Annotated in this window: 20 protein-coding genes; 1 reads left to right on the top strand and 19 read right to left on the bottom strand. The window is 72.4% G+C overall.

Annotation, left to right across the window (positions count from 1 at the left end; genetic code table 11):
* Positions 1–5: 5 nt before the first annotated feature.
* The 15 genes from MBA17_RS02705 to MBA17_RS02635 form a co-directional block, all read right to left on the bottom strand.
* A complete protein-coding gene (locus tag MBA17_RS02705; protein ID WP_238494595.1) occupies positions 6–2,384 on the bottom strand; it encodes a putative baseplate assembly protein in 2,379 nt (792 codons plus the stop codon).
* A gap of 29 nt (positions 2,385–2,413) precedes the next feature.
* Positions 2,414–5,563: a putative baseplate assembly protein gene (locus MBA17_RS02700; RefSeq protein ID WP_238494594.1), complete on the bottom strand. Its 3,150-nt coding sequence runs from the start codon at positions 5,561–5,563 to the stop codon at positions 2,414–2,416.
* Complete coding sequence (locus MBA17_RS02695; RefSeq protein ID WP_238494593.1) at positions 5,563–5,979, bottom strand: GPW/gp25 family protein; 417 nt, start codon at positions 5,977–5,979, stop codon at positions 5,563–5,565. The genes MBA17_RS02700 and MBA17_RS02695 overlap by 1 nt, the downstream gene beginning before the upstream one ends.
* A 4-nt stretch (positions 5,980–5,983) precedes the next feature.
* Entirely contained in the window at positions 5,984–6,265 is a 282-nt protein-coding gene (locus tag MBA17_RS02690) for a PAAR domain-containing protein (protein ID WP_238494592.1), read from the bottom strand.
* Between the two features lie 11 nt (positions 6,266–6,276).
* Positions 6,277–6,939 carry a phage baseplate assembly protein V gene (locus tag MBA17_RS02685; RefSeq protein WP_238494591.1) on the bottom strand — a complete coding sequence of 221 codons (663 nt, stop codon included), beginning with the start codon at positions 6,937–6,939 and terminating at the stop codon, positions 6,277–6,279.
* Positions 6,940–6,949: 10 nt separating this feature from the next.
* The gene (locus MBA17_RS02680; protein ID WP_238494590.1) at positions 6,950–8,167 is read right to left on the bottom strand and encodes a phage late control D family protein; all 1,218 of its coding nucleotides are present in this window, start codon (positions 8,165–8,167) and stop codon (positions 6,950–6,952) included.
* Position 8,168: 1 nt separating this feature from the next.
* Complete coding sequence (locus tag MBA17_RS02675) at positions 8,169–8,834, bottom strand: CIS tube protein (protein WP_238494589.1); 666 nt, start codon at positions 8,832–8,834, stop codon at positions 8,169–8,171.
* A 30-nt stretch (positions 8,835–8,864) separates the two neighbouring features.
* Positions 8,865–9,275, bottom strand: coding sequence for a hypothetical protein (locus MBA17_RS02670; RefSeq protein WP_238494588.1), 411 nt, complete (start codon positions 9,273–9,275; stop codon positions 8,865–8,867).
* Positions 9,276–9,835: 560 nt separating this feature from the next.
* The gene (locus MBA17_RS02665) at positions 9,836–10,000 is read right to left on the bottom strand and encodes a DUF6760 family protein (RefSeq protein ID WP_238494587.1); all 165 of its coding nucleotides are present in this window, start codon (positions 9,998–10,000) and stop codon (positions 9,836–9,838) included.
* On the bottom strand, positions 9,997–10,362 hold the full coding sequence (locus tag MBA17_RS02660) for a hypothetical protein (RefSeq protein ID WP_238494586.1): 366 nt from the start codon (positions 10,360–10,362) through the stop codon (positions 9,997–9,999). Before MBA17_RS02660 ends, MBA17_RS02665 begins: the two co-directional genes overlap by 4 nt.
* Before the next feature lie 2 nt (positions 10,363–10,364).
* Positions 10,365–10,799, bottom strand: a complete 435-nt coding sequence (locus MBA17_RS02655) for a phage tail protein (RefSeq protein WP_238494585.1) — start codon at positions 10,797–10,799, stop codon at positions 10,365–10,367.
* A 24-nt stretch (positions 10,800–10,823) separates the two neighbouring features.
* Positions 10,824–11,978 carry a phage tail sheath family protein gene (locus MBA17_RS02650; RefSeq protein ID WP_238494584.1) on the bottom strand — a complete coding sequence of 385 codons (1,155 nt, stop codon included), beginning with the start codon at positions 11,976–11,978 and terminating at the stop codon, positions 10,824–10,826.
* Positions 11,979–11,997: 19 nt separating this feature from the next.
* Positions 11,998–12,840, bottom strand: coding sequence for a Pvc16 family protein (locus MBA17_RS02645; RefSeq protein ID WP_238494583.1), 843 nt, complete (start codon positions 12,838–12,840; stop codon positions 11,998–12,000).
* A gap of 13 nt (positions 12,841–12,853) precedes the next feature.
* Entirely contained in the window at positions 12,854–14,962 is a 2,109-nt protein-coding gene (locus tag MBA17_RS50195; RefSeq protein WP_238494582.1) for an AAA family ATPase, read from the bottom strand.
* A 744-nt stretch (positions 14,963–15,706) separates the two neighbouring features.
* Positions 15,707–16,516 carry an SAM-dependent methyltransferase gene (locus tag MBA17_RS02635; RefSeq protein WP_238494581.1) on the bottom strand — a complete coding sequence of 270 codons (810 nt, stop codon included), beginning with the start codon at positions 16,514–16,516 and terminating at the stop codon, positions 15,707–15,709.
* Between the two features lie 412 nt (positions 16,517–16,928).
* Between MBA17_RS02635 and MBA17_RS02630 the strand changes: the two genes are divergently transcribed.
* Complete coding sequence (locus MBA17_RS02630; RefSeq protein WP_238494580.1) at positions 16,929–18,131, top strand: FUSC family protein; 1,203 nt, start codon at positions 16,929–16,931, stop codon at positions 18,129–18,131.
* A 103-nt stretch (positions 18,132–18,234) separates the two neighbouring features.
* Here MBA17_RS02630 and MBA17_RS02625 read toward each other — a convergent pair whose 3' ends face one another.
* From MBA17_RS02625 to MBA17_RS02610, 4 genes are all read right to left on the bottom strand, one after another.
* Complete coding sequence (locus MBA17_RS02625; protein ID WP_238494579.1) at positions 18,235–19,290, bottom strand: hypothetical protein; 1,056 nt, start codon at positions 19,288–19,290, stop codon at positions 18,235–18,237.
* A gap of 72 nt (positions 19,291–19,362) precedes the next feature.
* Entirely contained in the window at positions 19,363–22,326 is a 2,964-nt protein-coding gene (locus MBA17_RS02620) for a bifunctional [glutamine synthetase] adenylyltransferase/[glutamine synthetase]-adenylyl-L-tyrosine phosphorylase (RefSeq protein ID WP_238495028.1), read from the bottom strand.
* Positions 22,327–22,534: 208 nt separating this feature from the next.
* Positions 22,535–23,233, bottom strand: a complete 699-nt coding sequence (locus tag MBA17_RS02615; RefSeq protein WP_238494578.1) for a type 1 glutamine amidotransferase — start codon at positions 23,231–23,233, stop codon at positions 22,535–22,537.
* A gap of 7 nt (positions 23,234–23,240) precedes the next feature.
* Positions 23,241–26,648, bottom strand: coding sequence for a WD40 repeat domain-containing serine/threonine protein kinase (locus MBA17_RS02610; protein ID WP_238494577.1), 3,408 nt, complete (start codon positions 26,646–26,648; stop codon positions 23,241–23,243).
* Positions 26,649–26,651: the final 3 nt, after the last annotated feature.

Below are 26,651 nucleotides of genomic sequence, written 5' to 3'. Positions count from 1 at the left end.
GCCCCTCACCTCACATCGATCTCGTGCGGGCCGGAGTCCACCAGGCCCGTCGGGCAGAGCCGGAGATCGGCGCAGCTCGGCGCGCCGCCGTCGGCCACCAGTTCGAGGGCGAGGACGTGGGCCACGCCCGGCACCTCGCCGATGACCCCGAGCACCTCAGAGCGGTAGACGTCGCGGCCGAAGGGCCAGCCGGTCGCGTCGGGACCGCCGGTGATCGGATGCAGGAAGCGGTCCAGCGCCCCGCGAACCGCCGCCGGCAGGTCTCCCGGCCGGGCGCCGGCCTCGGCCGCGACGGTGGCCCGGACGGTGACGGTGACGTACTCGGGACCGATCACCTCGATCCGGGTGCCGAGGACGCGCCCCCGGTCGAGGTGACAGGCCACGGCCCGGCGCAGGCCCGGACTCGGCGCCGGACGGCGGGCCGGCAGGTGGGGCACGATGAGCACCGTCACGACGCCCGGCGTGGTCAGGCAGGGAAACCCCGGATGAGCGTTGGCCCTCGCCTCGGCCCGCGCCAGCCGTACCCCCGGCGTCCGCATGGCCAGCTTCACGTGATCGTCGAGTGTCACCGCCCTGGTGGCCCGTTCGCGCCCGTCCTGGGCGCGCGCGGTGGCCGCGTCCACCGTCTCCGCCCCGCGGCCCCCGGCGGCGGGGACGACGTTGGCGACGGCGGCGAGTTGCCCGGCGAGCACCGGCAGGTCGGCGACGACGGCCCGGTTGTGCGGCGAGTCCGCCACCCGGTCCACGGCTCCCACCGGCAGGTCGCCGGCGGCGGCGCGGGTCAGGTCCCCGGTGACGAGCAGCGTCGCCCCGGCCGGCGCGACCCGGCCCCGCTCACCGTCGCCGAGAGCCACCGTGCCCGCGGTCGCGTCCAGTACGGCGTGCGCGTCGGGCCGGTTGGAGGCGTCGAAGTCGGGGCGCCACGTCCACCGGCGCCAGGTCCCGTCCTCCAGGCTGGACATGCGCAGGCTCGCCGCGACGACGGGGGCGCCGGTGATCTCGACCCGCTGGAGCGGGCCGCCCGTGCCGCGCCGTACCGCGGCGGCCTCGATCGTCAGTGTGCGGCCGGCCTCGTCGTAGGCCAGGACCCGGACCGCGGGACGATCGGCGGCGGGTGGCGCGAAGGCCAGCCGGCTGATCTCACCGCGCCTGGTGACCTGGAGATCGAGGGAAACCCGTTCACCCGGCGCTGGCGGGGTTCCGGTCACCGGGGCGTCCGGCGCGATCCGCAGCCTGCTGACCGCCGGAACCGCCTGGACCACCTGGACGGCGTTGAAGGCCAGGCCGGCGAGGAGCGGCGCGGCGTCATAGGCGCCGCCGGTCAGACGGGCCCGCACCCAGGCCAGCGAGTCGTCGCGGCCCGCCGGCGCGTGGGCGGCGGCCGGCGCCGGCAGGGCGAGGAGCACCCGCCCCTCGACGGTCAGCGAGCGGGTCCGGTCATCGACGCGACCGGGCCGCAGCCGGGCCTCGGCCTCCCCGCCGGGCCCGCCGAACCCACCGGACCCGCCGAACCCGCCGTCCGCCGCACCGGCGGGGCCGCCGGGCACCGCTCCGGACTGAACGCCGTCCCCGGCCTCGCCCTCGGCGTGCGGGACGGTGTGCGGATCCGGGTCGGTCCCGGCGTGGGGGTCGGTGTGCGGATCCAGGTTGGTCCCGGCGTGCGGATCGGTGTGCGGATCCAGGTTGGTCCCGGGGTGGACGGGGGTCAGGCGGGTCCACTGGCCGGGGCCGGTCAGCAACTCCCAGGCCAGGCGGGCGGAGTGATGCGGGAGGCGGGAGGCGGGAGGCGGCCCGTCGCCGGGCGCGGCCGGGGCGACACCGAGGCTGATCACGGTTCCGGCCGGCCATGGGGACGGCAGGTCGAAGCCGAGGTACAGCGCCGAGCCCGGGTGCGGGTCGGGGCCGAAGGGGTGCACGGGTTCGCCGCGCCGCCAGGCGGTGGTCAGGTCCTCCAGCGGTGCGTCCCGGCCGGTGCGGACGGCCGCCAGCCGCCCCGGCTGGACGGTCACCTCGTGCAGGGAGCGGAACCGGACCGGCTCGCCGAAGGGGTCGCGCCCCTCGAACTCCAGGCCGGCCGGCAGCGACCTGGCGGGAGCGCCGGGGGCCAGCCGTACGTCGAGGAGGGTCCGGGAGGGGCGCGGGGGCGCCGGTGTGATCCCCGCGAGGGCGAGGAGCTTGCGCCGGTGGGCGTCGGTGATCTGGTTCACCGTGTAGAGGTCCATCTCGGCGACCCAGGCGAACAGCTCCATCAACGTGATGCCCGGGTCGTGGACGTTGTGGTCGGTCCACTGGGGGGCGTAGAAGGGGATCAGGGCCCGTCCCTCGTCCACGAGGTCCTGCCAGCGTCGGTCGTCCAGGTCGGGCAGCGGCAGTGCGGTCGCCATGGTCTCTCTCCTTGTCCCCTCGGGTGGGTTCAGCGTTGGGCCGGCCTGAGCCGCAGCTCTCCCGCGACCACGATCCGGTGCGGGGCGACGTCGAGCCGTTCGCCCGCGAGGCGCCCGCCGGTGGAGATGGCCAGCCGTTCCACGTGGTCGAGGCCGTCGACCCGGGTCAGGGTGGTGGCCACGTCTGACAGGTGCACCGCGCGGCCCGGTCGCCACCCGTCGCCTTCGGGCCCGCCGTACAGGGGGTGCAGCAGGTGGGTGAGGACGGCCCTGACGCGTTGCTCGACCGGGCCGGCCTCGGCGGGGTCCCGGGGGATGATCGTCGCCTCGACGTCGACCGGGAGGTACTGCGGCCCGGTGACCTCGATGTGCCGCAGGCCGGCCGGCGCGGCGGCGGCTCTCTCCTCGACGTACCGGCGGACGTGCTCCCGCAGGCCGAACGACGGCCAGGGGCGGGGGTCGGCGACCGCCGGGATGATGATCAGCGTGACATGGCCGGGACGCCGGCCGCCGTCGGCCGAGCGGGCGGGGATCGCCCGCGCCACGGCGACCGCCGGTGACGCCTCCCGGGCGAGGGCGGCCAGGTCGGCGGCCGACAGGGCACGCCCTCTGTGGCGGAGGGTCGCCGGGCCCCTGGCCCGCAGGGCGCGCAGCGTCTCGGCGTCCGCGCCCCCTTCCGCGGGGACCGGGTTGGCGACGCGTTCGACACCGCCGAACGCGCCGTGGAGTTGCGAGATGGCACCGGCCGGGACGTTCCCCGAGCCGCCGCCGCCTGTCTGGTAGCGACGGGCCAGGATAGCGGCGCCCGCAGGGGGGACCCTGCCGTGCGTGCCGTCACCGAACCGCAGCCGGCCACGGGAACGCTCCAGGGCATAGTGCCGGTCGTTGGGGCCCGATCCGGTGAGGTGCTCGTGCCCGGTCCAGCGCACCCACACCTCGCTCACCTGCTTGGCACGGTCGAGTCGGAGCCGCAGCGGGCCGTACTCGACGTCGCCGGCGCCCTCGCGGCCCAGCAGCGTCTCGATCTCGCGGACGACCCGCCCGTCCTGGGGGAAGAGCTCCAGGGCGACGATGCGCCACTCGACGGCGGCGCGCGGACCGGCCAGTTCGCGGACCTCGATGTGCTCGCCGGGCAGGACGGGACTCTGGCGGAAGGCGAGAACCTGGTCGGGCATCGCCGTGCCGGCCCCCACCGGGTCGTCGAGCACCGTCTGGTACTGGGCCGCCCAGGTGGCGTTGGGAAAGACACCGCAGACGAGCGGTGCGCCCGGCGGGCCATCCTCCTTGAGCCGTACCCGCAGCCAGGAACGGGCGGTGCCGAAGCGCGCCAGCGGCTGGGCGTCGCCGGGCCCGACCAGGCCGACCAGACCGGGCAGCCGCAGCCGTCTCGTCTCGTCGTCGGCCGGTAGCGCGCGCCAGGCTCCCCCGTCCCAGTACTCCCACAGGTGGGCGGGTCCGAGCGTCTCGGCCGGATCCTCCTCGATGTCCAGGAATAGGCCCAGCCGATCCGCCGGCAGCGGCTTGTCGAAGCCCAGGTAGAGCGCGGGAGTGAGGTCGGCCGAGGGGGTGAAGGGACGCAGGACCCGGCCTGGCCAGACCGCCTCGTAGGTGCGGTCCGTGTACTGGAAGTCGTTGTAGGTCAGCACCCGATCCGGGAAGACCGGGCCGGATGTCCACGTGTAGCCGAGTTTGAACGCTGACAGCGCCGGCGGGCGGCTGACCACGTAGGTGAAGGTGTTGGAGACCGGCGTGCCGGTGCCGGTGTCGGTCCAGGTGACCACGCGTTTGACACCGAAGCCGCCGCTGACCAGCCGTACACGCATCCAGCGTGCCTCCACGCCGGCGACCGCCGTCGGCTCCATGTCGGCCGGGACGGTGATCCGTACGGTGCCGAACGGGGCGGTGGCGGGCGGGTCGAGGTCGGCGGGGCCGGTGGTGAGGTCGCCGGGACCGGGGAGCGCCGCCCAGCCGCGGCCGTTCCAGTATTCCCAGGCGACGCGGTGGGGCAGCGGCTCCTCACCGTCCGCGGCCACCTCGTCCTGCGGGGTCGGCGTCCGCACGAAGCAGATTCGCAGATCGGCGCCGGGTTTGGTGAAGACCTCCGTGGAGGAGAAGTAGAAGACCGAGCCGGGCTGCGGCTGCAGCCCGAACGGGTAGAACGGCGTGCTCAGATCGGCCGCGGCTCCGTCGGCGACGCCCTGGTCGGGCAGGAAGCCGCCCACGATCTCCGGAGGGTCCTGGGCGGGCGGGCTCTGGCCGACACGGCGGGTGATGACCGTGGCGAGCCGGATCCGCTCGATCTCCGGCAGCAACTGGGCCGGGTCCGGGGGCAGCGGCTCGGTCAGCCGGGCTCGGATCCAGAAGTCGTCGACGCCGTCGACCTCGGTCATCTTGGTCTCGGCGCAGTCGGTGATCAGGTGGACCGTACCCGACCGCTGGAAGCGCGCGGTGCTGTCCTGGTGGGCGGCGGCCACCCGGTCGCAGGCCGCGACGGCGTTCGCGAACGGCCGCCACACCTGGCCGTCCCAGTACTCCCAGACGGAGTCGAGCGGCTCCGAGGAACCCTGGCTGAGCTCGAACTCGACCGCGACGTGGCTCTCCGCCGACAACGCGAGCACGGTCCGGTGGGCCAGGTAGAGGTGGTGCGGCATGTCCCGCAGATCCGGCAGGCTCCACGGCCGGAACGGCTCCCCGGCGGCGAACGCGGGCAGATGGTCGATCGACTGGTCGCGGCCCGGCCAGAGGCTCCGCAACTCGACCAGCGCGCCCGACATCAGCCCGGTCGACCGCTCGGTCTCGAACAGGATCTGGCCGCCCTGGGCGGTGGCCGGCGCATCGGCCGCCGGCGACGGGCCGGGCGCCTCGGCCGCGAGCCGCGTGCCGGCCGGGATGTGGCCGTCGCCCGCGGTGTCCGACAACGTGAAGACCACCGGCGCGCGGGCCGCCCGGGCGGGGATCAACCGGACCCCGAGCAGGTCGAGCATGGCGAGCTGATGCTTGTCCGGCGCCTGGTTCAGCCGGGTCGCGACGGCCGCGAGGTATCTGGCCAGCGCCTCGGCGAGGGCGACGTCGGGCCCTGTCGTCCCCGGCCGCCACTCAGGCACATATCCGGTACGGCGGGCGAGCAGTTCCGCGACGAAGGCCGCGGCGTCACGCGGATCGATGGCGGGCGAGGTCATCAGGGTGTTCCTTCGTCCAGGTAGAACGGATACACCAGGTTGTGCAGGGCGTTGGTCGCCCGCACCCGGTAGTGCACCTCGATGTCGAGCCGGTTGTGCTCCGGCGGGCCGGTCGTGACGGTGACGTCCAGGACGTCGATCCGCGCCTCCCCGTCGACCAGTGCCTCGTGGACCCGGGTCCGCACCCGGGTCGTCGTGGTGGCGTTCACCGGTTCGAAGACGAAGGAGTCGAGGCCCGCCCCGAAGCCGGGGCGCATCACCCGCTCGCCGGGATTGGTGCCCAGGATGATCTGGATCGCCTGGTGCACGTCCTCCTCGTAGGCGGCCATCGCGATCGTGCCGTCGGGCCGTACCCCGGCCGGGAAACTCCAGCCCCACCCGAGGAACGCCCTGGGGTCGGGCGCGGGGGCGGACATCGCCTCACGCTCCGATCTGGACGGAGGGCAGGCCGGACACGATGGGCGCGCCGCAGCCGGTCAGGTCGCCCATCCTGGCCGCGCCCCGCCCGCCGATCAGGACGGTCACGCTCGCCAGGACGATCGGACTGGGCGGATGCGGTCCGGCGAGGGGCGGCATGGCGCAGGTGTGGGTGTCGCCGAGCACGGCGGCGGGCAGCCCGCCGATGAGCACGGTGGGCACACCCGGTCCGGCGATGACGCCCGGATGCCCTGACGGGTCGAGAACGCGTGCGGCTGACGGCAAAGCCGGCTCCTTCAGTTGATCTTCACGAGCGGGGCGGTCACGTTGCAGATTCCGGCCGATTTCACCGTGGTGGTGGCCGTGCCGTCGATCTCGACGGTGGCGCCCCTGAGCGAGATCCGCGGAGCTTCGAGCTTGATGCCGGCGGCGGCGGTGATCGACACGGTCTGGGTCGCGTTGTCGAGGCTGATGCTGACCGTCCCCGCGAGGTTCGAAAGCTCGATCTTGGCCGGGTTCATCGTGATCTTCTGCTTGGTGCTGGTGGTGATCGTGACGGACTGCAGGAGGTCGTCCAGCTCGATCTCGTGGCCGGTGCCCGCCGTCACGCCGCTGCGGAGGACGCGGGTGGCGAGCGCGGTCACCGGATCGGTGACCGGCACCCTGTCCCGGTCGTTCCACAGCCCGCCGATGACGAACGCGTCCGTGGCCTCGTCGCCGGCCAGGGCCACCAGCACCTCGTCACCGACGCGCGGCACGTAGAAGAAGCCCGCGCCGTTCCCTGCGCCGGGAGCCGCGAGCCGGGCCCACACCTCCTGGTCCAGCGCCGCCATGCGGACCAGGATCTTGCCTTCGAGCAGCAGGTCGAGATTGTTGGTGACGGTGCCCGTCGTGATGCTGACGCCGGGCCGGTCCCCCGCGCCCTCCCGCGCGGCGCCCCACTCGAACAACGTCGCCATGACGACTCCCCTAACCGATCCGTTGGCCGTTGACCCGGGCCGGCCCGTCCACGCCCCTGGGGGTGGGGATCGAGCCGAACCAGACCTCTTTGCGTACCTCGAAGGAGGTTCTGAATCCGCCGCCGTCGATGGTGTGGGTGGCGGAGGTGACGCGGTAGAGGCCGCTGAACTGCTCGCCCAGGCCCTTGAGGTCGATGACCCGGCCGGCCTTGATGGCGAGGTCGCCGACCGTGCTGCCGCTCCCGGTCAGGCGGCTGTTCAGCCGGGGAAGCAGTTCGCCGAGCAGCTTCTTGGCCATCGTCGCCGCGCCGCTGGACTCCACCTTGTGCAGCGAGCGGGCCCGGTCGGATCCGACGGCGTCCTCCAGACCGGCCAGGCCGGGGAAGATCTGCAGGTCGAAGGCGGCCCGGTCGTAGTCCCAGCCGAGGATCGCGACCAGTTCGACCTTGATGCTCGGCAGCCACACCCGGGTCGTGACCCCGCCGACCTGGCCCACGGTGGTCAGGCGTGGCGTGAAGTCGGCCAGCGAGTGTCCCCAGGCGAGGGTGACGCTCGGCGCGTAGTCCTGAACCAGGAACTGGAACCGCAGCGCCGATCCCCGCGGCTGCACGGTGTGGTCGATGTACATCTCCCAGCCGTTCTCCTTGGCGATCCGGCTCAGGAAGTCGAAGTCGGTCTCTCCGCCCTGCAGCCGCACGCCCTTCCTCGCCTCGGAGGGGCTGACCGCGTAGGCGATGGCGAGGGTGAAGAACGACAGCGCGGCTCCGACCGGATCGTTGAGCGGGACCAGCAGGTTGCTCGCCGACACCAGCGAGGTGACCACCGCGTCCGGCAGCGGGAAGTGCCCGATCGCCGGCACGTTCAGCATGAATCCGCGGTCCTTGGCGCCGATGGTGAGCCGTTGCAGGAAGTCGTGGGCGACGACCGTCAACGTGGGTATCCCACCGTTCGGGAAGGAGGCGGTGACACCGGTGATCTCGCCGGTGAAGACCCGCTCCAGCGGGTCGGGCGCGTAGCCCAGGGCCAGCGTGCACGGGTTGTCGACCTGCAACAGGGGGTGGTCGAGCCAGCGCAGCCCCTCGTTGGCGACGGAGAACTCCACCCGGTCGGCGCCCTGCATCCCGTCGGTGTGACTGATCCGGCTCACGCAGCCGCGCAGCTCGGGCGGGATCGGCCGGCCGTCGATCTCGATGAGGTACTCCGGCGCGTAGGCGGGGAAACGGGCCATGTCAGCGCACCACCTCGCCGGTCTCCGGGCTGTGGTACGGCAACGCGGGAATGCGCAACGCCTGCCCGGGGACGATCGTGCGAGGGTCGGCGAGCGCGTTGGCGAGCGCGATCGGCCGCCACAGCCGCGGGTCGTCGTAGTAGCGGGCGGAGATCCCGCTCAACGTCTCGCCCTCCACCACGGCATGAAATTTCGTGAAGTCGGCGGTTTGCCGGTTGACCTCCCTGGCCTCCCGTCCCGGATCGATCACCCGATTGAAGGTGACCGAGACGCGCGCCCGCACCGGCCGGCCGTCGTCGGCGAACATCTGGAACTTCTGCACCGCCCGCGCCAGGACGCAGTGGAAGTCGAGACTCCCCCACTGCACCCGCAGCACCGGCGGCGCGTGCAGTTCCCCGTCGATGTCGAGCAGCCGGACGACCCGGCCGGTCAGCTCACGGACATCGCGTTTCTCCAGGCTGTCGGTGTCCCAGGTGTCGAACAGCAACTCCATCTCCAGGGTCTGCATGTTGCCGTTGACGAACTGCACGATGGGCCCCGACAGCCCGGGGATCGCCTGAGACGCGAAGGCGTTGTCCTGATTGAGGGTGTACTCCTCCGGATTGAACGGCAGGAGCACGACCTCTCCCGTGTGGACCACGGTCACCTGGAGTTTCGTCAGCGCCATCAGCGTCTCCGTCAAAGGTGCGGGCTGGTTTCAGAACCCCCGCCCGAACCGCTCACGCTGAGCGATCAGGCGTTCGTCGAGCCGGTTCACGATCTGGTCGGTGAGCCGTTCCAGATCGATCGGTACGGCGCCGCCGGGTTGCCGTGCCGGTTGCCGCGCACCGCCGTCCCGGTCAGGTTGCGGCGGCTCGCCGGCGTGCCGGTCGGTTGACGCGGCCTCGCCGTACCGGCCCGGGGGCGGCGGCAGGTGACCGTAGGCGGCGGGTGGCGGGAGGCGGCCGTAGGCGCCGGGTGGCGGGCCGGTGGCCGGTTGTCCGTCCGGTCCATACGGCGGGTGGCCGTGCGCGAGGACCGCGTCCCGGACGGGGACCTCCACCCGCAGGCGGCTCCGAACGACCCGGGTGACGAACTCGCCCGCCGCCGGACGTGTCACAGTGCCCACGGCGTGCTCCGGGGCCCTCGTTTCGAGGCGCCTGTCCGCAGCCGGACGCGGGGCCGGACGCGGGGCCGGGACGGCAGAACGCAGCCGGCGCGGTCCCGGCGGCTCGGCGGAGGGCGACGCCGCCCATCGGTGTGCCGGCACGGCGGCGGCCCGGCCGTGATGCCGGTCGCAGGAGCGTCCGAGCGGCCAGGTGGTGACCGTCGGCCCCCCGTTGACCGACCCTGCGGGCGCGGCTCGCGGGAGCACACCCGCCGCCGGCCGCCGTGCCCACCGGAACGCCATGCCCACCGCCGGGCGTCGCCGTTCCAGCCGGGTACGGCCGGCCGCCCGGTCACGGGCCCACGCCCGCCACCGGCCCACCCATTGCGCACGCGGGGCGAACCCGGCACTCCACCGGCCCACCCACGGCGCACGCCGGGCGAACCAGACACTCCACCGGCCCACCAGTGGTGTGCGCGAGGGGAAGCCGGCACGGGTCCGGCCAACCCGTGACGCACTCGGGGCGAACCGGCCCACCCACGGCGGACGCCGGACGAACCCGGCGCGGATCCGGTTCGCCGTCACGGTGGGGTCCCTTCGTTGATGCGCAGGTTGATGGCCGAGATCTCGGCCACCCAGCGGCGGCGGTCGGCGTGCTCCAGGCTCATGACCGACTCCGGCGGCCAGTGGAAGTGAAAAGCGATGAACGCTACCTCCTCGTACAGCGTCTTGAGGGGGTAGCTCAAGATCCCCCCGACCCGTTCACCGCCATCGGGAAGCGGTGCTCGCACTCGGGGCAGGACGTCTCCGGGGCGGCGTCGCCGTACTGGTTGAGGCGGTTGTATAGCTCCTGGAGGTAGGCGAGGTCGGCCGCGTAGAATCCCTCGATGACCTTCGGGTTGATCTGCGAGACCGTGCCCAGCGCGGTGATCACCCGGGACAGGATGATGACGATGAGATAGGCGTCGTTCTGCTGGACCCTCGGGTCACGGAGCGGATGGATCTCGTCGGCGGCGGTGGCCAGCCGCATCGTCCCCTTGCGGTGCAGGGTGCCCTCGTCGTCGAGGTAGCCCAGCGGAAGGGTGAACTCTCGTTCGGTCTGGAACACGGTCAGGCCCTCTCGATCCGCTCGTGCGCGATCTCGAGCGTCTCGATGGCGACGTCGGTGCCCTTGGCGCTGAAGTCGGGACCGTCCCACTTGGCGGGCCAGGCCTCGAAGAAGTTCCAGCGCATGACCTCTTTGCCGGTCAGGTCGTTGAGGATGATGCTGCCGTTGCGGCGCGAGATCTTCCCCTTGGTGACGTCGCGGTACCAGTCGTACAGCTCGCGGGAGTCGGTCAGGCCCCACTTCAGCGTGATGTTGGGGTATTTGGTCTGGCCGGGCAGTTTGCGGCTCGTCGTGTTGTCGCCGCCCTCCCGGTACTCGATGGGGTCGGTGGTCGCGCCGAAGCCCGTGCAGTCGGTGAAGCCCCCCTGGGTGATGCCGTCGATCTCCAGCACGAAGTTGTAGTTGCGGTACGGGTCGACCCGCACTCCAGTCGCCATCGGTGTCTCCTGCGGGATCGGGGGCTAGGTGGTGGGAATTTCGGAGAACTGGGCGATCCGGAAGACGACGAACTCCGCCGGCTTGACCGGGGCGACGCCGATCTCGATGATCACCTGACCGATGTCGCGGGTCTCCGGTGGATTGGTCGACTCATCACATCTCACGTAGAAGGCCTGCTCCGGCTGGAGTCCGAACAGCGCCCCGTCGCGCCAGACCCGGGTCAGGAAGGCGGTGACACTCCGGTTGATCTTCTGCCAGAGGGGGTTGCTGTTGGGTTCGAAGACGGCGAACTGGCTGCCCTCGTCGATCGACTCGCGCAGGTAGTTCATCAGGCGGCGGACGTTGATGTAGGGGATCTTCTGGGGGTCGGAGCTGCCCAGGGTGCGCGCCCCCCAGACCCGGATCGCGCCGTTGAGGGTACGGATGACGTTGACGCCTTCGAGGTTCACGTTGGCCTGCTCGGCCTTGGAGGTCGGGTACTCCAGCCCGAGCGCACCCTTGACGACCTCGTTGGCCGGCGCCTTGTGCACGCCCCGTGTGCTGTCCACCCGGGCGTAGATGCCGGCCATCAGGCCGCTGGGCGGGATCGGGATTCCCGTCCCCTCCACGGGGTCGAAGACCACGACGTGCGGGAAGTAGATCGCCGCGTAGTCGCTCGTGTTGACCAGATCGCCCATGATCTCGTCCTTGGTGACGGTGGTGACCCGCTGACCGTCGAGAATGGCGAACCGGTCCCTCAGGTTCACGTTGTCGCAGTGCTCGATCAGCGCGAGTTGCACGGGGGCTGTCAGCGCGCCGGGCGCGGCGACGATCGCGATGTCGTCGATCGCCTCGAACTTGGTCAGCACCCTGCCGACCGCCACCCTGTCGGCGAGGTCGGCCACCCGGGCCACCCAGCAGATCGAGCCTCCGTTGTTGAAGAAGCCGTAGATCGAATGAGCCAGCACCCGGTTGCCGATGTCGAAATCTCCGAAGAACCGTTTGAACTGGTCGAAACTGGTGACCAGTTGCGGCTCCTCGATCGCCGCCAGAGGGTACGCCGCGCCGTCGGGACCGGTCGGCATGTTGCCGCCGTCGGAGACCCCGATGAAGCCGGCCGTACTGGTGCCGACCCCGGTGATCGCCGGAGTGAGGTCGACCTCTTCCACGTAGACGCCGGGCGCCTGGTAAGTGGGCATCGCAACTCCTTATCTCGGCTCAGGACGAGAGATCGATGTCGTAGTCGTTCGGAGCCGCGGCCGGTACGGCGATGGCCCTGCCGCCGCCCGCGTATCCGGGCGCGCTCGCGGTCAGCGTGTGTTCTCCGCCACCGACCTGGAAGAGCCGGAAGCGCCCGCCGGCATCGGTCGTGGCGGAGCGGGCCGCGTCGAGTGTGACGCGCGCACCCGCGATGACCTCGTCTGTCACGGCGTCTCTGACGGTCCCGCCGATGGCGTACAGCGAGTCGCCGGGCGTGGCCGGGTCCAGGTCGTCGTCGAGGACGAGCTGTTTGGTCACCACCGGCGGGCCTTCGGCGATCGTGGCGAGCGGGTCCAGCGCGACCGTGACCATCAGGTGGAAGGAGGACCTGGGCGCCACCCCGAGCGCGCTCCAGAACTCGCTGAGGCTCTTGCTGTCGTCGGGCTGGGCCACCCACATCTGCAGCGGGAAGGGTTGCTCGACCAGCGAGTTGCGCAGATACTCCGCGGGGATCAGCGGGAAACGGCTGAGCTTGGCCAGCGCCAGGCCGAGCAGCCGGTGCTCCTCCTCGATCCCGATCGCGTCCGGCTTCTTCGACCACGTGGTGATGAGGTAGTCGCAGTCGAAGCGCAGCGGCGGCATCCGCCTGACGAAGATCCCGCCCACCTGTTCCACGATCGGCACCTGGTCGCGCAGGACACGGTTCTCGTGCACGCCGTACAGGAAGAGGTCGACGGTCGGCTGGGTGAACGTGAACGCCCGGTCCGGCGGCTTGAACGTGACGTCGACGCCCGCCAGTGAGGGCGGCACGGTGGCGTCGTCGAGCAGCGCGCGGATGGTCAGGTCGAGGTCGTGGAACATGGCTCCCTCCGGGTCAGTCGACGAGACATTCGGCGTATTCGCCTATGTCGCTCGCGGAGAGCACATGGCCGATCTTCTGATGCTCGCGCCAGGTCGCGCGGATCAGGTGGGGCATGCCGATCCGGCCGCCGTTCGCGCAGGCCAGGTACGCCGAGGAGAGCACGATGTTCTTGATGTTGCCGCCGGACAGCCGGAACCTGCGGGCGAGGAAGGCGTAGTCGATCCCCTCGTCGACGGGCGCCTCGGCGGGCAGGAAACGACGCCACATCCGCTCCCGGTCGGCCTCGGTGGGCATCGGGAACTCCACCACGAAGTGCAGGCGGCGCAGGAAGGCGGCGTCGAGGTTCTCCCTGAGGTTCGTCGCCAGGATCGCGATGCCGTCATACTGCTCCATCCTCTGCAACAGGAAGGCGGTCTCGATGTTGGCGTAGCGGTCGTGCGCGTCGCGGACCTCCGAACGCTTGCCGAAGATCGCCTCGGCCTCGTCGAAGAACAGGACCGCGTTGGCGTTCTCGGCCGCCTCGAAGATGCGATCCAGGTTCTTCTCCGTCTCGCCGATGTACTTGCTGACCACGGCCGCCAGGTCGATCCGGTACAGGTCGAGCCCCAGGTCACCGGCGACCACGTCGGCCGCCATGGTCTTCCCGGTGCCCGAGGGGCCCACGAACAGGGCGCAGATCCCCCGGCCGAGCGCCAGCACCCGCTCGAACCCCCACTCGCCGAGCACCCGCTGCCGTTGCGAGACCCGGTCGCGCATCTCGCGTAGCTGCCGCAACGCGTCATCGGGCAGGATGAGGGCCTCCCACGGGTACGCGAGATCCACCCGGCGGGCCAGCGGCCCGAGGTCCTGGCACGACTGCGCGCGGGCGGCGGCGAACAGGTCGGGGGCCTGCGGCTCGCCCTCCTGCCACGCCGCCCGGTTGCGCGCGGTCGCGACCGCCTCGCCGATCCGGCTCGCCGTGAGGCGGTACTGCGCGGCCAGCCGTTCGATGCCGTGATCGTCGACGGTGAGGCCGGCCGCGGCCAGCGCCCGTCGCCAGCAGTCACGCCTGACGGCGGCCGACGGCACCGGGAAGGGGACCACCACGATCCCGAGCGGCTCGGGTCCGGGCCCCGCGGTCCAGCGCCGCCGCCCGGCCAGCACGGTCAACCCCCGGCCGGCCGCGACCTCGCTCAGCAGCCGGTCGTGCGCCCCGGACGCGGGCTCATCCAGCACGACGTCGGCCCCGGACACGAAGATCGCGGTACGGCGCAGCCACGCCTCGCGGAACGCGATCCGGATGACCTCGTCGAGCGGCGTCTCCGAGCGGGCGGCCCGCTCCAGGTCGACCGCCAGCAGCGGCAGGCCGTACTCCCCCGCCAGCGCCTCGGCCGCCGCGCGCTGCCCCGCGTCAGCCGGGCCGTGGAAGTAGAGCCGGGGCGCGTGGGAACCGCCGTGTCCCGGGCCGGGCAGGGCCTGCCGCGTCGCCGGGTCGAGCGGCGGCGCCGCGACGGTCTCCCCGGGGTACGTCAGCACGGCGCACGAGGCGAGCCGTGAGTCGAGGGTCGGCTCGCCGAGCAGCAGGTGCAGGATCTGCTCGTCGACCTTGAGCGCGCGGGCCAGCAACGGCTGGTGCGGCTGGTCCGCGTCCACGACCAGGTGCAGCAGACCGTGCCGGATGAGCGGCGCGTCCGGCGCGACCCTGCGCCGCGCCTCGATCCGCGCCACCGCCGAGGCGCACAACAGGTTGAGCGCGAGATCCACGGACGGGCGCCGCCTGGCCACGTCATCCTGCAGATAGGCGTAGAGCCGCTCGTATCGCAGATCGAGCTCGGGAGCCGCCGCGACGACCAGCAGATCGAGGTCGAAGGGCGTGAGATCGAACGCGTGGCTGAGCCGGTCGAGCTCCTCACCCCGGTCGACGTCATCGTTCGCGCCGTCGGGGAAGAGCGGCGCACCGGGGTCGCGGCGCAGGAGGCGGCCCACCTCGTCGGGGCCGATCACGAGGCCGCGGTAGGGATCGGCAGCCGCATCGGGCCCGTACACGTCGGCGGCCGCGTCAAGGGCGCGGCTGAGGAGGGCGTCGAGGCGGTGCAGCGCAGGCAGGAGTCCGAAGGCGCCGGCGGCTGGCCCGTCGATCACGGCCGCTCCTTTCAGCGCCTGTCGCAGTCCGCCGTCGTTGGGGGGGACGAGACGGGAGGGGACAACGAGGCAACTGTAGGGAGGCGGCGTCCCCGTTCCGTCCCCGCTGCGTCACCACTCCGTCACCGCAGCGTCTCCGCTCCGCCCGCCACCGCCCGCCACCGGCATGGGGACGGCGCGGCCCGGCCGTACGGGGGGCGTCGGCCGGCGGATTCCGCTCCTGCGGCCCCGCTGAGCGCCCTTTCCACGGTCGCGATTCTGTTCCCCGGACAGGGCGGTTCGGGTTGTCCGACGGGTTCGTGCCGCGTCGATCGCCCGGTGCGAAAGGCGGCCGGCGTAAGTTCGCGCCGAGGCGACCGGCCTGTGGTTGTCCAGTCCCGGGGACGTTCCCCTGGTTCGGTCGTACCGGACTTCTTCGTGGCCTACCGGGATTCGGTCAAGGGGTTGCCCTCGCCGTGGGAGTGGGCGCCTTCTCTGCTGCTTCCAAGGCGGTCGGCTTCTTTGGAAACGGTGGGCTGGACCATGGCGCGCAGCATGTCCGAGGCGAACGATGCCTGATGTTCGACGGGTAGGTCGTTCAGGACCTCGAGGAAGCGTCCTCACATTCCGGCGGGATCCCCCGCGTGAAGATCCGGACTCCGGACAGGCTCTACTGCGGTGTCCAGTAACGTTCACCGGCTCCAGGAGCCGTGATCGCCGAGGCCGGAGCCGCTTGGACCCCGGCGAAGGTTTGTGGACACCGCACTAGTTCTTACGGCCGACGCCGCAGAAGGCGTCCACCTCAGGGGTGTCGAAGGGGTCGGGGTCGGGGCGCCAGTTCGTGCAGGAGACGATGCCTGGTTCGACCAGTTCCATGCCGTCGAAGAAGCGGCCGATCTGGGCGGGGCTGCGCAGGACGAGGGAGGCCGAGCCGCTCTCGTTCCACAGGGCGACGATCCGGTCGGAGGCCTCGCCGTGGATGACGTTCGTGCCGTCGTAGAGGGCCAGGTGGCTGCCCGGCGGCAGGGCGGCCATCAGCCGGTTCACGATGGAGTAGGCCTCGTCGTCGTCGGTGATGAACTCCATGATGCCCATCAGGATGAGGGCGACGGGCTGGTCGAAGTCGAGCGTCTTGGCGGCGACTTCCAGGATCTTCTCCGGGTCGCGCAGATCGGCGTCGATGTAGTCGGTGGCGCCCTCAGGGGTGCCGACGAGCAGCGCGCGGGCGTGGGCCAGCACCAGGGGGTCGTTGTCGACGTAGACGATCCGCGAGTCCGGGGCCACCCGCTGCGCGACCTCGTGGGTGTTGTCGACGGTCGGCAGGCCGGTGCCGATGTCGAGGAACTGCCGTATCCCGGCCTCGGCCGCCAGATAACGGATCGCGCGGTTGAGGAAGTGCCGGCTGACCTGGGCCAGGCGGGCCACGTCGGGGAGAATCGCCAGGATCTGGTCACCGACCTCGCGGTCGACCGGATAGTTGTCCTTCCCGCCCAGCCAGTAGTTCCAGATTCTGGCCACATGCGAGACCGTCGTGTCGATCTCGGCTGCGGGCCGACTGGGCTGGTCTTCCGTCACGGGAGGGCTCCTACTGCGCGGGGGTCGATGCTGCCGATCAGATCGTAATCCCCGTCCACCGCTATTCGTGGGCGAACTCTCCCTAAATGGCAAGCTATCCCAATAAATATCGGGAGATAAGCCGCAATGAAATGGCCACGCCCTCGAATACCACTGCCCGGGCGAATGTCACCGCCGTACTCTGGCTGAGATCCCAACGAAACTCCGCTTGGCCCGCGCACGCCGCGAGTCGTCGAACACCGAGCGACCGCCGTGGCCGCCCCCGTGCCCCGCCGTACGCCGCGCATCGCTCGGTTCGAGGGCCCAGGTCTCCCCCGCATCGCGAAAAGTCCTGACAAGTTCGGGGAATGTTGGCAACGGGTGGGCATGTCACCCAGCACAGCCGACCGTCTAGCACCTGTGATGCCGATCGATGCCGCCGCCCATCCGACATGTCCGTCCGATTCTGCTCGCCACCCGGCGGGCGCAGCCGACCGCCGTCTGGATCGCGCGCCTGACGGTGACGGCGGTGTCGGCGTACGTCATCGCGTGGTTTCTGCCGGGGGCGGACAAGCCGCTGCTCGCGCCGCTGACCGCGTTGCTGGTCGTGCAGTTCACCCTCTATCGGACGATCAGGTCGGCGATCCAGCGGATCGGCGCCGTGGTGGCGGGGGTGCTGGTGGCCGTGGTGCTGGCGGCCACGATCGGGTTCACCTGGTGGACGCTCGGCGGGGCGATCGGAGCCTCGCTGATCATCGGGTACGCCGCGCGGCTCGGCAACCACATCCTGGAGGTGCCGATCAGCGCCATGCTCATCTTCGCGCTGGGGGCGGCGACGCCGGCCGGAGCGGTGGACCGGGTGTTCGAGACCCTGGTCGGCGCGGCGACCGGGCTGCTGGCGGGACTGATCGCGTCGCCCGTGCACATGAGCCCGGCCCAGGAGGCGATCTCCGACCTGGGGTGCCGGCTGGGCGAGCTCATGGACAGGCTCGCGGACAGCCTGGTCGAGCACACCGAACACGAGGTGTTCGGGCGGTTGCTGGAGGACACCCGCGTGGTGGGCAGGGAGATCCAGCGGGTCGACCAGGCGTTGGTTCGCGCGGAGGAGAGCCTGCGGCTCAATCCGCGCGCGGGCGGGTTGCATCCCATGGGTACGGCGCTGCGCAGCGGGCTGGAGACCCTGGAGTACTCGGCGTTGACCCTCCGGGGACTCGCGCGTTCGCTGGCCGATCGGCAGCATCTGCCGGAGAGCGGCGGGGTGTACGACATGGAGTCGCGGGACCGGCTGGCCGCCGCGTTGCGGGAGGTGGCGGAGTGCATGCGGTCGTTCGGACTGCTGGTGCGCGCGGACATCACCGGCGACGTGCGCGCCTACGACGAGGCGCTGCGCCGCCATCTGGCGGACGGCCGGCGGCAGCGCGACGCGTTCGCCGACGCGTTGCCGCCGTGGATCTCGGCCAGGTCCACGGAGTGGCGGCTGCACGCCGAGGTGCTGGTGCACCTGGACCGGCTGCTCGACCTGTTCGACACCGAGCACCGGGCACAGGCGCGTAACCGCCGCAGACGGCAGGTCCGCCACCAGCAGAACACGTGGCGGGCCCGCGGCCCCCGCCTGCGCCGCCCCCGCCCCGGCTGAACGGCCCGCCTGGCCGCCCCAGCCGTACGGCCCGGCTGAATGCCCCGGCCGTACGGCCCGGACCACGGCCCGGCCGTGCGGCGGAGCGGGGCTGGGGGCGGGTCTACCTGCGTCCGCGCAGCCCGGTGAGGCGCCGCAGCAGGTCCCACCAGAACGGCGCGCCGAACAGTAGCGCCGCCCAGGCCAGCAGGTAACCCGGCCAGTGGCTGAACGTGAACACCCGCTCGGCCCACGACTCCGGCTTCCACGAGACGGTCGGGCTCCCGTCGGCCGGCATCCGCACGCTGACCAGCGAGTGGTCGAAGATCTGGACCAGCGCGGGCGAGCTGAGCGTCTCGGTCACGCACGCGTACGGCTCGGCGGCGTCGCCGGAGGCGGTGCACCGGTCCCGTAGCGCGGTCAGCCCGCCGTCGCCGCCGCCCGCGATGGCCGCCACGCCCGACCGGTAGGCGTGGTCACGCAGCAGCATCTTGCCGTACTCCAGCGCGTCCATGCTGAACAGCAGGACCACCATGAGGCCCAGCAGCGCGACCACCCACCGGACGTAACGGCGGTAGAGCATGGTGAGCCGCTGCATCTCCCCGTCGAACCACTTCTCGGTGCCCTTGCGGAAGTTCTCGAGGTCTCCCGCGGAGGTCTTCCACACACCGCTGAGGTGGCCGTGCAGCGGGCTGTCCGCGGCCTTGAGCTTCTCCAGGAGGCCGGGAACGCTCTTGGGCTCGGCGGCGACCAGATCCATGACGGCAGTGCCGAACGTGGCGGGCGGGATGGTGGAGATGCTGGTCCGGCGGCGCTTGGGATGGTCGATCTCGCGCAGCCGGTCGTAGAGACGGGTGGTCATGTCCAGCGGCGGCACGGTCTCCGTGGTCCGGAGGTCGGGCACCGGATCGACCACCGGCGGGGCGGGCTCGGGATTGTGCATCGGCCGTGGGTCCTTGGCGAAGGGCAGCGTCCCGAAGACGTCGGCGACGCGCGCGGGAATCCACGAACGACCCTTCCCCGCGTCGCCGTCCATGGTGTCGCGCAGGTAGGCCCACAGGAATTTGCTCCGGATCGAGAGCAGCCTGACGATGCCCTCGTTGATGCCGCTCACCAGCAGCGACAGCAGCAGAAACGCGATTACCAGGCCGATGGCCAAGTCGACGTAGACAGATATCAAAGGATCACCCAACCCCGTTGATACACGGCTCCGGCTACCAGCGCAACGTGTTCGGGGAAATACACATGGTGTTCAGTCGGGCGTTCCGTAGAAGACCCGCTCGACGACCCGGCGGGCGCGGCGGGTGGCACGGCGGTAGTCGTCGATGAAGTCCTCGGAGCCATCGGGCGGATAGCCCATCGCGCGGGAGATCAGTGCGCGCTCGCGGACGTCGACCGGGATGGAGTCGGCCGCCCTGCCCTTGACCAGCATGATCGCGTCGCGGATACGGGACGCGAACCGCCACGCCTCGGCGAGCACGGCCCCGTCGGACTCGGCGAGCAGCCCGGCGTCGACGGCGGCCCGGAGGGTGTCGAGGGTCCGGGTGGTGCGCAGCGAGGGGATCGCGTGGGCGTGCCGTAGCTGGATGAGCTGCGCGACCCACTCCACGTCGGACAGTCCGCCCCGGCCGAGCTTGGTGTGCAGGGTCGGGTCGGCGCCCCGCGGCAGCCGTTCGGCCTCCATGCGGGCCTTCAGCCGCCGGATCTCCCTGACGGAGGAGTCGGGGAGGCCGCCTTCCGGGTAACGCAGGGGGTCGACCATCGCCAGGAACTGGCGGCCCAGCGCCTGGTCTCCGGCGGAGAAGCGGGCGCGCAGCAGCGCCTGCGCCTCCCACGGCGAGGACCAGCGGCCGTAGTAGGCCGCGTAGGAGGCGAGGGTCCGCACGAGTGGGCCCTGGCGACCCTCGGGGCGTAGATCGGGGTCGATGAGCAGCGGCGGATCGGGGGCGGGCAGGGCGAGCAGCCGCCGCAGCTCGTTGGCGACGGCCTGGGCGGCGTCGGCGGCTTCCTTCTCATGGACGCCGCCCAGCGGATTGTGCACGAACATCACGTCGGCGTCGCTGCCGTACGAGGACTCGAAACCGCCCAGCCTGCCCATCGCGATCACGGCGAAGCGGGTCGGCAGCTTCGTGCGGCGCTCCATGGAGACCTTGTCCATGGCGGTGTCGAGCGCGGCCTGGATGGTGATGTCGTTCAGTTCGGAGAGGGTCATGCCCACCTCTTCGATGTCGAGGTTGCCGACGAGGTCGGCGACGGCCGTGCGGAACAGCTCCCGGCGGCGCAGGGCGCGCGCCGAGGCGACGGCGCTCTCCGCGTCGCCCGCGTATCTGGCCACGGCGGAGGCGGCCTCGGCGGCCAGTCCCGGCCGTGCGGTGAGTTCGGCGTCGGACCCGAGCATGGCCACCGCCTCGGGCGCGCCGAGCAGCAGGCCGGTCGCGTAACGGCTGGTGCCGAGGACGCGGGCCATCCGGGAGGCGACGGCGGTCTCGTCGCGCAACAGCCTCAGGTACCACGGCGTGGCGCCAAGCTTGTCGCTGACCTGCCGGAAGCCGAGCAGGCCCGCGTCCGGGTCGGGCGCGTCGGCGAACCAGCCGAGCATGACCGGCAGCAGCGTGCGCTGGATCGCGGCCCGCCGGGAGACGCCGCTGGTCAGTGCGCCGATATGGCGCAGCGCGCCCTCCGGGTCGGTGTAGCCGAGGGCCTTCAGCCTGGCCTTGGCCGCGGTCGGGGACAGCCGCGCCTCATCGCCGGGAAGCCGCGCCACGGCCTGCAGCAGCGGCCGGTAGAACAGCTTCTCGTGCAGCCGCCTGACCTCCATGGCGTGCCGTCTCCACTTCGTCGTGAACTCCCCGACTGGATCTGCGGTCATGCCCAGCGCGCGGCCGATCCGCCGCAGGTCCGTCAGGTCTTCGGGCACGACGTGGGTACGGCGGAGCCGGTGGAGCTGGAGCAGGTGCTCGACCTGGCGCAGGAAGGTGTACGCCTCGCCGAGGGCCCTGGCGTCCTCGCGGCCGACGTAGCCACCCCTGGACAGGGCCGCGAGGGCCGGGAGGGTGGCCCGGCGGCGGAGCAGCGGGTCGTGCCTGCCGTGCACGAGTTGCAGGAGCTGGACGGCGAACTCGACGTCGCGCAGCCCGCCGGGGCCCAGTTTGAGCTGGCGGTCCTGGTCCTCCGCCCGGACGTGGGCCTCGACCCTGCGGCGCATGGCCTGGACGTCCTCGACGAAGTGGTCGCGGGTGGCGGCCTCCCAGACGAGCTCGTTGACCGCCGCCACGTACTCGCCGCCGAGCTCCAGGTCGCCCGCGAGCGGGCGGGCCTTGAGCAGCGCCTGGAACTCCCACGTCTTCGCCCATCGGCGGTAGTAGGCGAGGTGGCTGGCCAGCGTGCGGACCAGCGGCCCCGACTTGCCCTCGGGCCGCAGGGCCGCGTCGACCTCCCACAGGGCGCCCTCGGGCGTGCTGGTCGTGCAGGCGCGCATCATCGCCTGGGCGAGCCTGGTGGCCGTCCGCAGCGCCTTGGTCTCGTCGACGCCCTCCTCCGGCTCGGCCACGAAGATCACGTCCACGTCGCTGATGTAGTTGAGCTCCCGCGCGCCGCACTTGCCCATGCCGATCACGGCCAGCCGTACGCCCTCGCTCTCGCCGGCGGCGCGGGCGATCGCCAGGCCCGCCTCCAGCGCGGCGCCGGCCAGGTCGGACAGCTCGGCGGTGACCTCGCCGAGGGTCATGGCGCGGGTGGCGTCGCCGGCGGCGAGGTGGAGCAGCCGGCCGCGGTAGGCGACACGCAGTGCGGACAGGGTGGACGTGGTGGCGTCGGCCGCCCGGGGCAGCGGGTCGCCGGGGTCGGCGCCGACGGCGTGCAGCAGGTCGGCGCGCAGCTCATCGCGCGAGAGACGGCGGTCGTCCGGCCCGCCGAGCCGCTTCGAGTGCTCCGGGTGGCGGACCACGTGCTCGCCGAGCGCCGCGCTGAGGCCGAACACGGCGAGCAGCCTCGTCCGCAGGGCGGCGTCGGCGCGGATGGCGCCGAGGACGCTGGGGTCGCGCTCGACCAGCCGGTTGAGCGAGAGGAGCGCCAGGTCGGGGTCGGCGGCGGCGACCAGCGCGGCCAGCAGGTCGAGGTCGCCGACCGCCTCGGGTCCGAGTTCGTCGAGCAGCCGTTCGGCGTGCGCGCCGTCGGCGAACCCGAGCCGGGCGAGCCGGCCGGCGGTCGACTCCATCCGGGGCACGGTCGTCACCGTCCCTCCCTCGCCTCCCTGCCACGCAAGAGGCGCCGTCTCCGTGATCCGCACGCGACCTCCCCATCTTCGCAGCGACGGGACCCATTGAACGCCCTGGACGCCCGTCACACACGGTAAACCGTCGGCCTGCGCGGCGTCGTTAGCGGTTTCGATGCGTGATCGCGTGATTACTGGTGAATATCGAGAATTACGGAATTGATGCTTTTCCTGTCACGAGGGCAGCAAAGGCGGCGGCGACCGGCCGCCAGCTCTGGACCAGTCGCTCTTCCGCCGCCGCGACCTGCGCGTCCAACTCCCGGGCGGAGAAGCCGGCGGCGGCCAGCGCGCCGGTCGAGCCCGCCGTCCAGCCGGCGAAGATCTCCGGGGTCGCCTCGGGGTGGAACTGCACCGCCCACGCCGCCTCACCCAGCCGGTAGGCCTGGTTCTCGTACGGCTCGCCTGTCATCAGCGGCACCGCCCCGGCGGGCAGCCTGGCCATCACGTCCTGGTGGTACTGCACGGCGACGGTCGCGCCCACCTCGCCGAGCAGCCGGTCGCCCGCCGCCGCCGGGAGCGGGCGCACCGGCCGGAGGCCGACCTCCAGCCCGTGGTCGCCGCGTTCGACCGCACCGCCGCAGGCGAGGGTCAGGAGTTGCCCGCCGAGGCAGACGCCGAGGGTGGGCACGCCGTCACCGGCCGAGCGGCGGAGCAACTCCCTGGTCGCGGGCAGCCACGGGTATCCCTCGTCGTCCCAGGCGGACGCCTCCCCGCCGAGCACGATCAGCGCGTCGGCCCGCTCCGGCACCGCCTCTCCCCGGTAGGGCCTGACGACCTCGCAGCCGCCCAGCCATCCGCCGAGAAACCCGAGCCCCGCCTCGGCCTCGTGTTCGATGACCGTAATTCGCATATCCGCATTATCTAGGGCAAGTCCGGCGATAAGGCAATTCTGGTACCTGCGTCCGCCATTCGCGCTCGGTGAGCCCGGTCCCGGTGCGGCGGCAGACCTCGGCGGTCATCTCGGCCGGATCGAGCGGCCGGTCGAGCACGGTGCCGTCGGCCATCAGGGCACGGGTGCCGCCGCCGGTGAAGATCAGGTCCAGCATGCTCTGGCCGGCGCCGGCCGCCGGCTGCCCGAGCCGGCCGCCGGTGGCGGCGTCCCACAGCACGGTCCGGCCGCCGCCCGCCGTGGCCAGCACCTTGCCGTCGGGCGAGAAGGCCGCCAGCTCCACGCCGCCGGGATGAGCCTGTACGGCCGGGCCACGCGGCGAACGGCCCGCGAGGTCCCAGAACTGGACCCGGCCCGCCTGGTCGCCGACCGCGAGCAGCTCACCGGAGAAGGCCAGGACCCTGACGTCCGCCGTGCCCGGCAGATCGGCCGACCGCCCGGTGCCCAGGGTCGTCAGCCCGGCCCGTACGCCGCCGCGGGCGAGCAGGCCGCCGTCCCGGCTGAACGCCAGCCCCACGGCCCCCGTCGCGGCCGTGGACCGGGAGGTCAGGGCGGTCGTGTCCCACACGGTGACGACCTCCTGGTCGGCCTTGGTCAGCGAGGCCACCGCGAGCCGGCTCCCGGTGGGGTCGAAGGCCATGCTGCTGCCGCTCTTGCCGTCCCAGCGGAGCCGGCCGCGCTCCCGGCCGGCCGCGAGATCCCACAACAGGACGCGCGGGGCGTCGTTCTGCGAGATGGCCAGGGTCCTGCCGTCCGGGCTGAACAGCGGCTCGACGAAACCGTTGTCGGCGCGCGGCACCTGGGGCAGCGTCACCCTGGCCCGCCGTACGCCCTTCGCGACGTCCCACACCTCGACCACCGGCGCGGTGCCCGTCACGGTCTGGACGGCGGCCAGCCTGCCGTCGGGGCTCAGCGCACCGGCGGCCACCGTGCCCTTGCCCACCCGCGCGCCCGCCGCCGTACCGGAGACGTCGAGCGTGATCACCGCGCCCGAGGCGTCGAGGAAGCGCAGGGCCTCGCCACCGGGGGTGAACCGGAGACTGCCCGCCTGCGGCTGCGCCTCGGTGCGGTAGTTCAGCAGCGTCGCGCCGCCCGGCACCGACAGGAGGTCGACCCCGTCGTTGTGCCGTACGGCGAGCGACCTGCCGTCGGGGGCGAACCTGAGCTGGCCCTCCGGCCCCGAGGTCTCGCCGATGCGCCGGCCGGAGGCGAGGTCGAGGAAGACCATGCGGCCGTCCGCCTGCACGACCATGGTCCTGTCGTCGGCGCTCAACGCGACGTCGTCGGGCTTGCCCAGGTCCGCGGGCAGTTCCGGCACCGGCAGCGCGCGGCCGCTGCTCAGGTCGTACAGCCGCACGCCGTGGCCGTCGAGGGAGGTGGTGGCGAAGAGGTCGCCGCCGAGCGCACGGCCCAGGACGTCGGCGTGCGGGACGCGCAGCAGGGCCGCGCCCGTCGGCACGTCCCAGACGACGAACTCCCGCCCGCGCATGGTCATCAGCCGCCGGCCCGTCTGCCCGAACTCCGACCAGGTGTTCGCGTCGCCGTACGTCGCCGGCCGCAGGCCCTCACGCGCGCCGTCCCACAGCCGGTGCCCGCCGGGGGCGGGCACGAGGGCGGCCAGGCCGGAACCCGGGGAGGACTTCACACCGGTGCCCGCGTCCCAGAAGGAGACGCCGTCGCCGCTCGCGCCCGTCAGCTGGGTGCCGTCGGCGCTCAGGGTGTATTCGAGGCCGGGCTCGGGCTGCGGCACGACGGAGGTCTCCCGCTGGTCGATCGAGCCGCGCAGCGCGCCGAGCGCCTCCCGCACCGGGGCGACCGCGTGGGCGGCGACGCTGAGCTTCATGGCCGTGGCCGGATCGGCCTGCCTGATGGCGTCGGCCTGCCCCGCGAGCCGCCGGGCGACGGCCTCGCCGAGCTGGCCGGCGATGCGCTCGCTCTGCTGGGCCACGGTCACCCGGCGCTGCTCCGCGACGACGACCGCGCCGACGGCGACCGCCAGCAGCGCGGCCAGCGCGGTCGTGACCAGACGCCGGTTACGGCCCCTGCGGCGGCCGAGCGCGGCGGCCGCCCTGAGGTAGGCCGCCTCCAGCGGGTTGAGGGTGAGATGGCGGCGCCCGGTGGCCGCCCAGGCCATGGCCTCCTCCAGCATGGTGCCCTGGGGCAGGTCGGCGTCCCTGCGCCCGCCCGACTCCCACAGCCGCGCGGCCCGCGACACCCGTTGCTGGACGGGCAGCCCGTCACGCTCGGCGTCCACCCACTCGCGCAGCCGGCCCCAGGCGAGCAGCAATCCGGGACGCGAGGGCCGCACGAGCGTCTCCCCGTCGCGCGTCTCCTCCCGCAGCAGCCCCGCCGAGGCGAAGTCGCGCAGCACCCGTTCGACCGTGGCGCCCTCCCCCAGCTCGGAGCGGTCGGCGCTGCGCACCCCGAGTCCGCCGTCGTCCAGGCTGACCAGGCGCAGGAAGATCTCCGGGACGACCTCCTGCTCGGCGGGCGCCAGCCGGCCGAAGATCTCCTCCGCGAGCAACCCCAGCGAGGGCTCGGCGTCCGCCTTCAGGTCGCCCGCGACCCGGACGCCCTCCGCCGGGTCGTCCTGGCCGAGCAGTCCGAGCAGCAGTCCCCTGGCGTCCGGGCGGTCCCCCGGCTCCTTGGCGAGCGCGGCGGAGACGAGCGGGCGCAGCGTCTCGGGCAGGCCGGACAGGTCGGGCTGGGTGGACAGCACCCGGTACATGACCGCGCCGAGGCTCTCCGCGTGGAAGGGGTCGCTTCCGGTCGCCGCGAAGAGGACGACGGCGGCCCAGGCGAAGACGTCGGCGGGCGTCTCGGCCCGGCGGCCGGTGAAGACCTCGGGAGCCATGTAGGTCGGGGTGCCCGCGACCAGGCCCGTGGAGGTCAGCGGCGCCTCGGCGGTGCGCGCGATGCCGAAGTCGATCACGCGTGGCCCGTCGGGGCCGAGCAGCACGTTGTCCGGTTTGAGGTCGCGGTGCACGACCCCGGCCGCGTGGATCGCGGTGAGCGCCGTGGCCACCGCGACGGCCAGCCGGTGCAGCCGGCCGGGATCGAGCGGCCCCGAGCTCCGGACGGCCGTGCGCAGGCTCTGCCCGTCGATGAACTCACTGACGATGTACGGCCGGTCGGCGTCGAGGTCGGCGCCGAGGATCCGCGCGGTGCAGAAGGAGGAGACCTTGGTCGCCGCGGAGATCTCCCTGGCGACGCGCGACCGGTCGGCGTCGGCGTGCAAAAGCTTGATCGCGACCCGTTGCCCGGTGGCGTCGTAGCCGTCGTAGACGACGCCCTGGCCGCCCTGGCCGAGGCGGCCGGCGAGCAGGTGCTCACCGATCCGCTGCGGATCACCGGGAACCAGGGCGTGTGAGGTCATGAC

This window comes from Dolomitihabitans soli (assembly GCF_022213955.1).
GTDB lineage: Bacteria > Actinomycetota > Actinomycetes > Streptosporangiales > Streptosporangiaceae > Streptosporangium_A > Streptosporangium_A soli.
Note: the sequence above shows the minus strand (reverse complement) of the source record. Positions and strands in the feature narration are given on the sequence as shown.

What these genes read in the sequence shown, in the direction of transcription:
- MBA17_RS02695 (WP_238494593.1), bottom strand. Translation starts at nt 5,979, where the DNA reads ATGTCCGCCCCCGCGCCCGACCCCAGGGCGTTCCTCGGGTGGGGCTGG.
- MBA17_RS02685 (WP_238494591.1), bottom strand. Translation starts at nt 6,939, where the DNA reads ATGGCGACGTTGTTCGAGTGGGGCGCCGCGCGGGAGGGCGCGGGGGAC.
- MBA17_RS02610 (WP_238494577.1), bottom strand. Translation starts at nt 26,648, where the DNA reads ATGACCTCACACGCCCTGGTTCCCGGTGATCCGCAGCGGATCGGTGAG.
- MBA17_RS02620 (WP_238495028.1), bottom strand. Translation starts at nt 22,326, where the DNA reads ATGGAGTCGACCGCCGGCCGGCTCGCCCGGCTCGGGTTCGCCGACGGC.
- MBA17_RS02650 (WP_238494584.1), bottom strand. Translation starts at nt 11,978, where the DNA reads ATGCCCACTTACCAGGCGCCCGGCGTCTACGTGGAAGAGGTCGACCTC.
- MBA17_RS02630 (WP_238494580.1), top strand. Translation starts at nt 16,929, where the DNA reads ATGCCGCCGCCCATCCGACATGTCCGTCCGATTCTGCTCGCCACCCGG.
- MBA17_RS02680 (WP_238494590.1), bottom strand. Translation starts at nt 8,167, where the DNA reads ATGGCCCGTTTCCCCGCCTACGCGCCGGAGTACCTCATCGAGATCGAC.
- MBA17_RS02615 (WP_238494578.1), bottom strand. Translation starts at nt 23,233, where the DNA reads ATGCGAATTACGGTCATCGAACACGAGGCCGAGGCGGGGCTCGGGTTT.
- MBA17_RS02705 (WP_238494595.1), bottom strand. Translation starts at nt 2,384, where the DNA reads ATGGCGACCGCACTGCCGCTGCCCGACCTGGACGACCGACGCTGGCAG.
- MBA17_RS02700 (WP_238494594.1), bottom strand. Translation starts at nt 5,563, where the DNA reads ATGACCTCGCCCGCCATCGATCCGCGTGACGCCGCGGCCTTCGTCGCG.
- MBA17_RS02655 (WP_238494585.1), bottom strand. Translation starts at nt 10,799, where the DNA reads ATGGCGACTGGAGTGCGGGTCGACCCGTACCGCAACTACAACTTCGTG.
- MBA17_RS02675 (WP_238494589.1), bottom strand. Translation starts at nt 8,834, where the DNA reads ATGGCGCTGACGAAACTCCAGGTGACCGTGGTCCACACGGGAGAGGTC.
- MBA17_RS02645 (WP_238494583.1), bottom strand. Translation starts at nt 12,840, where the DNA reads ATGTTCCACGACCTCGACCTGACCATCCGCGCGCTGCTCGACGACGCC.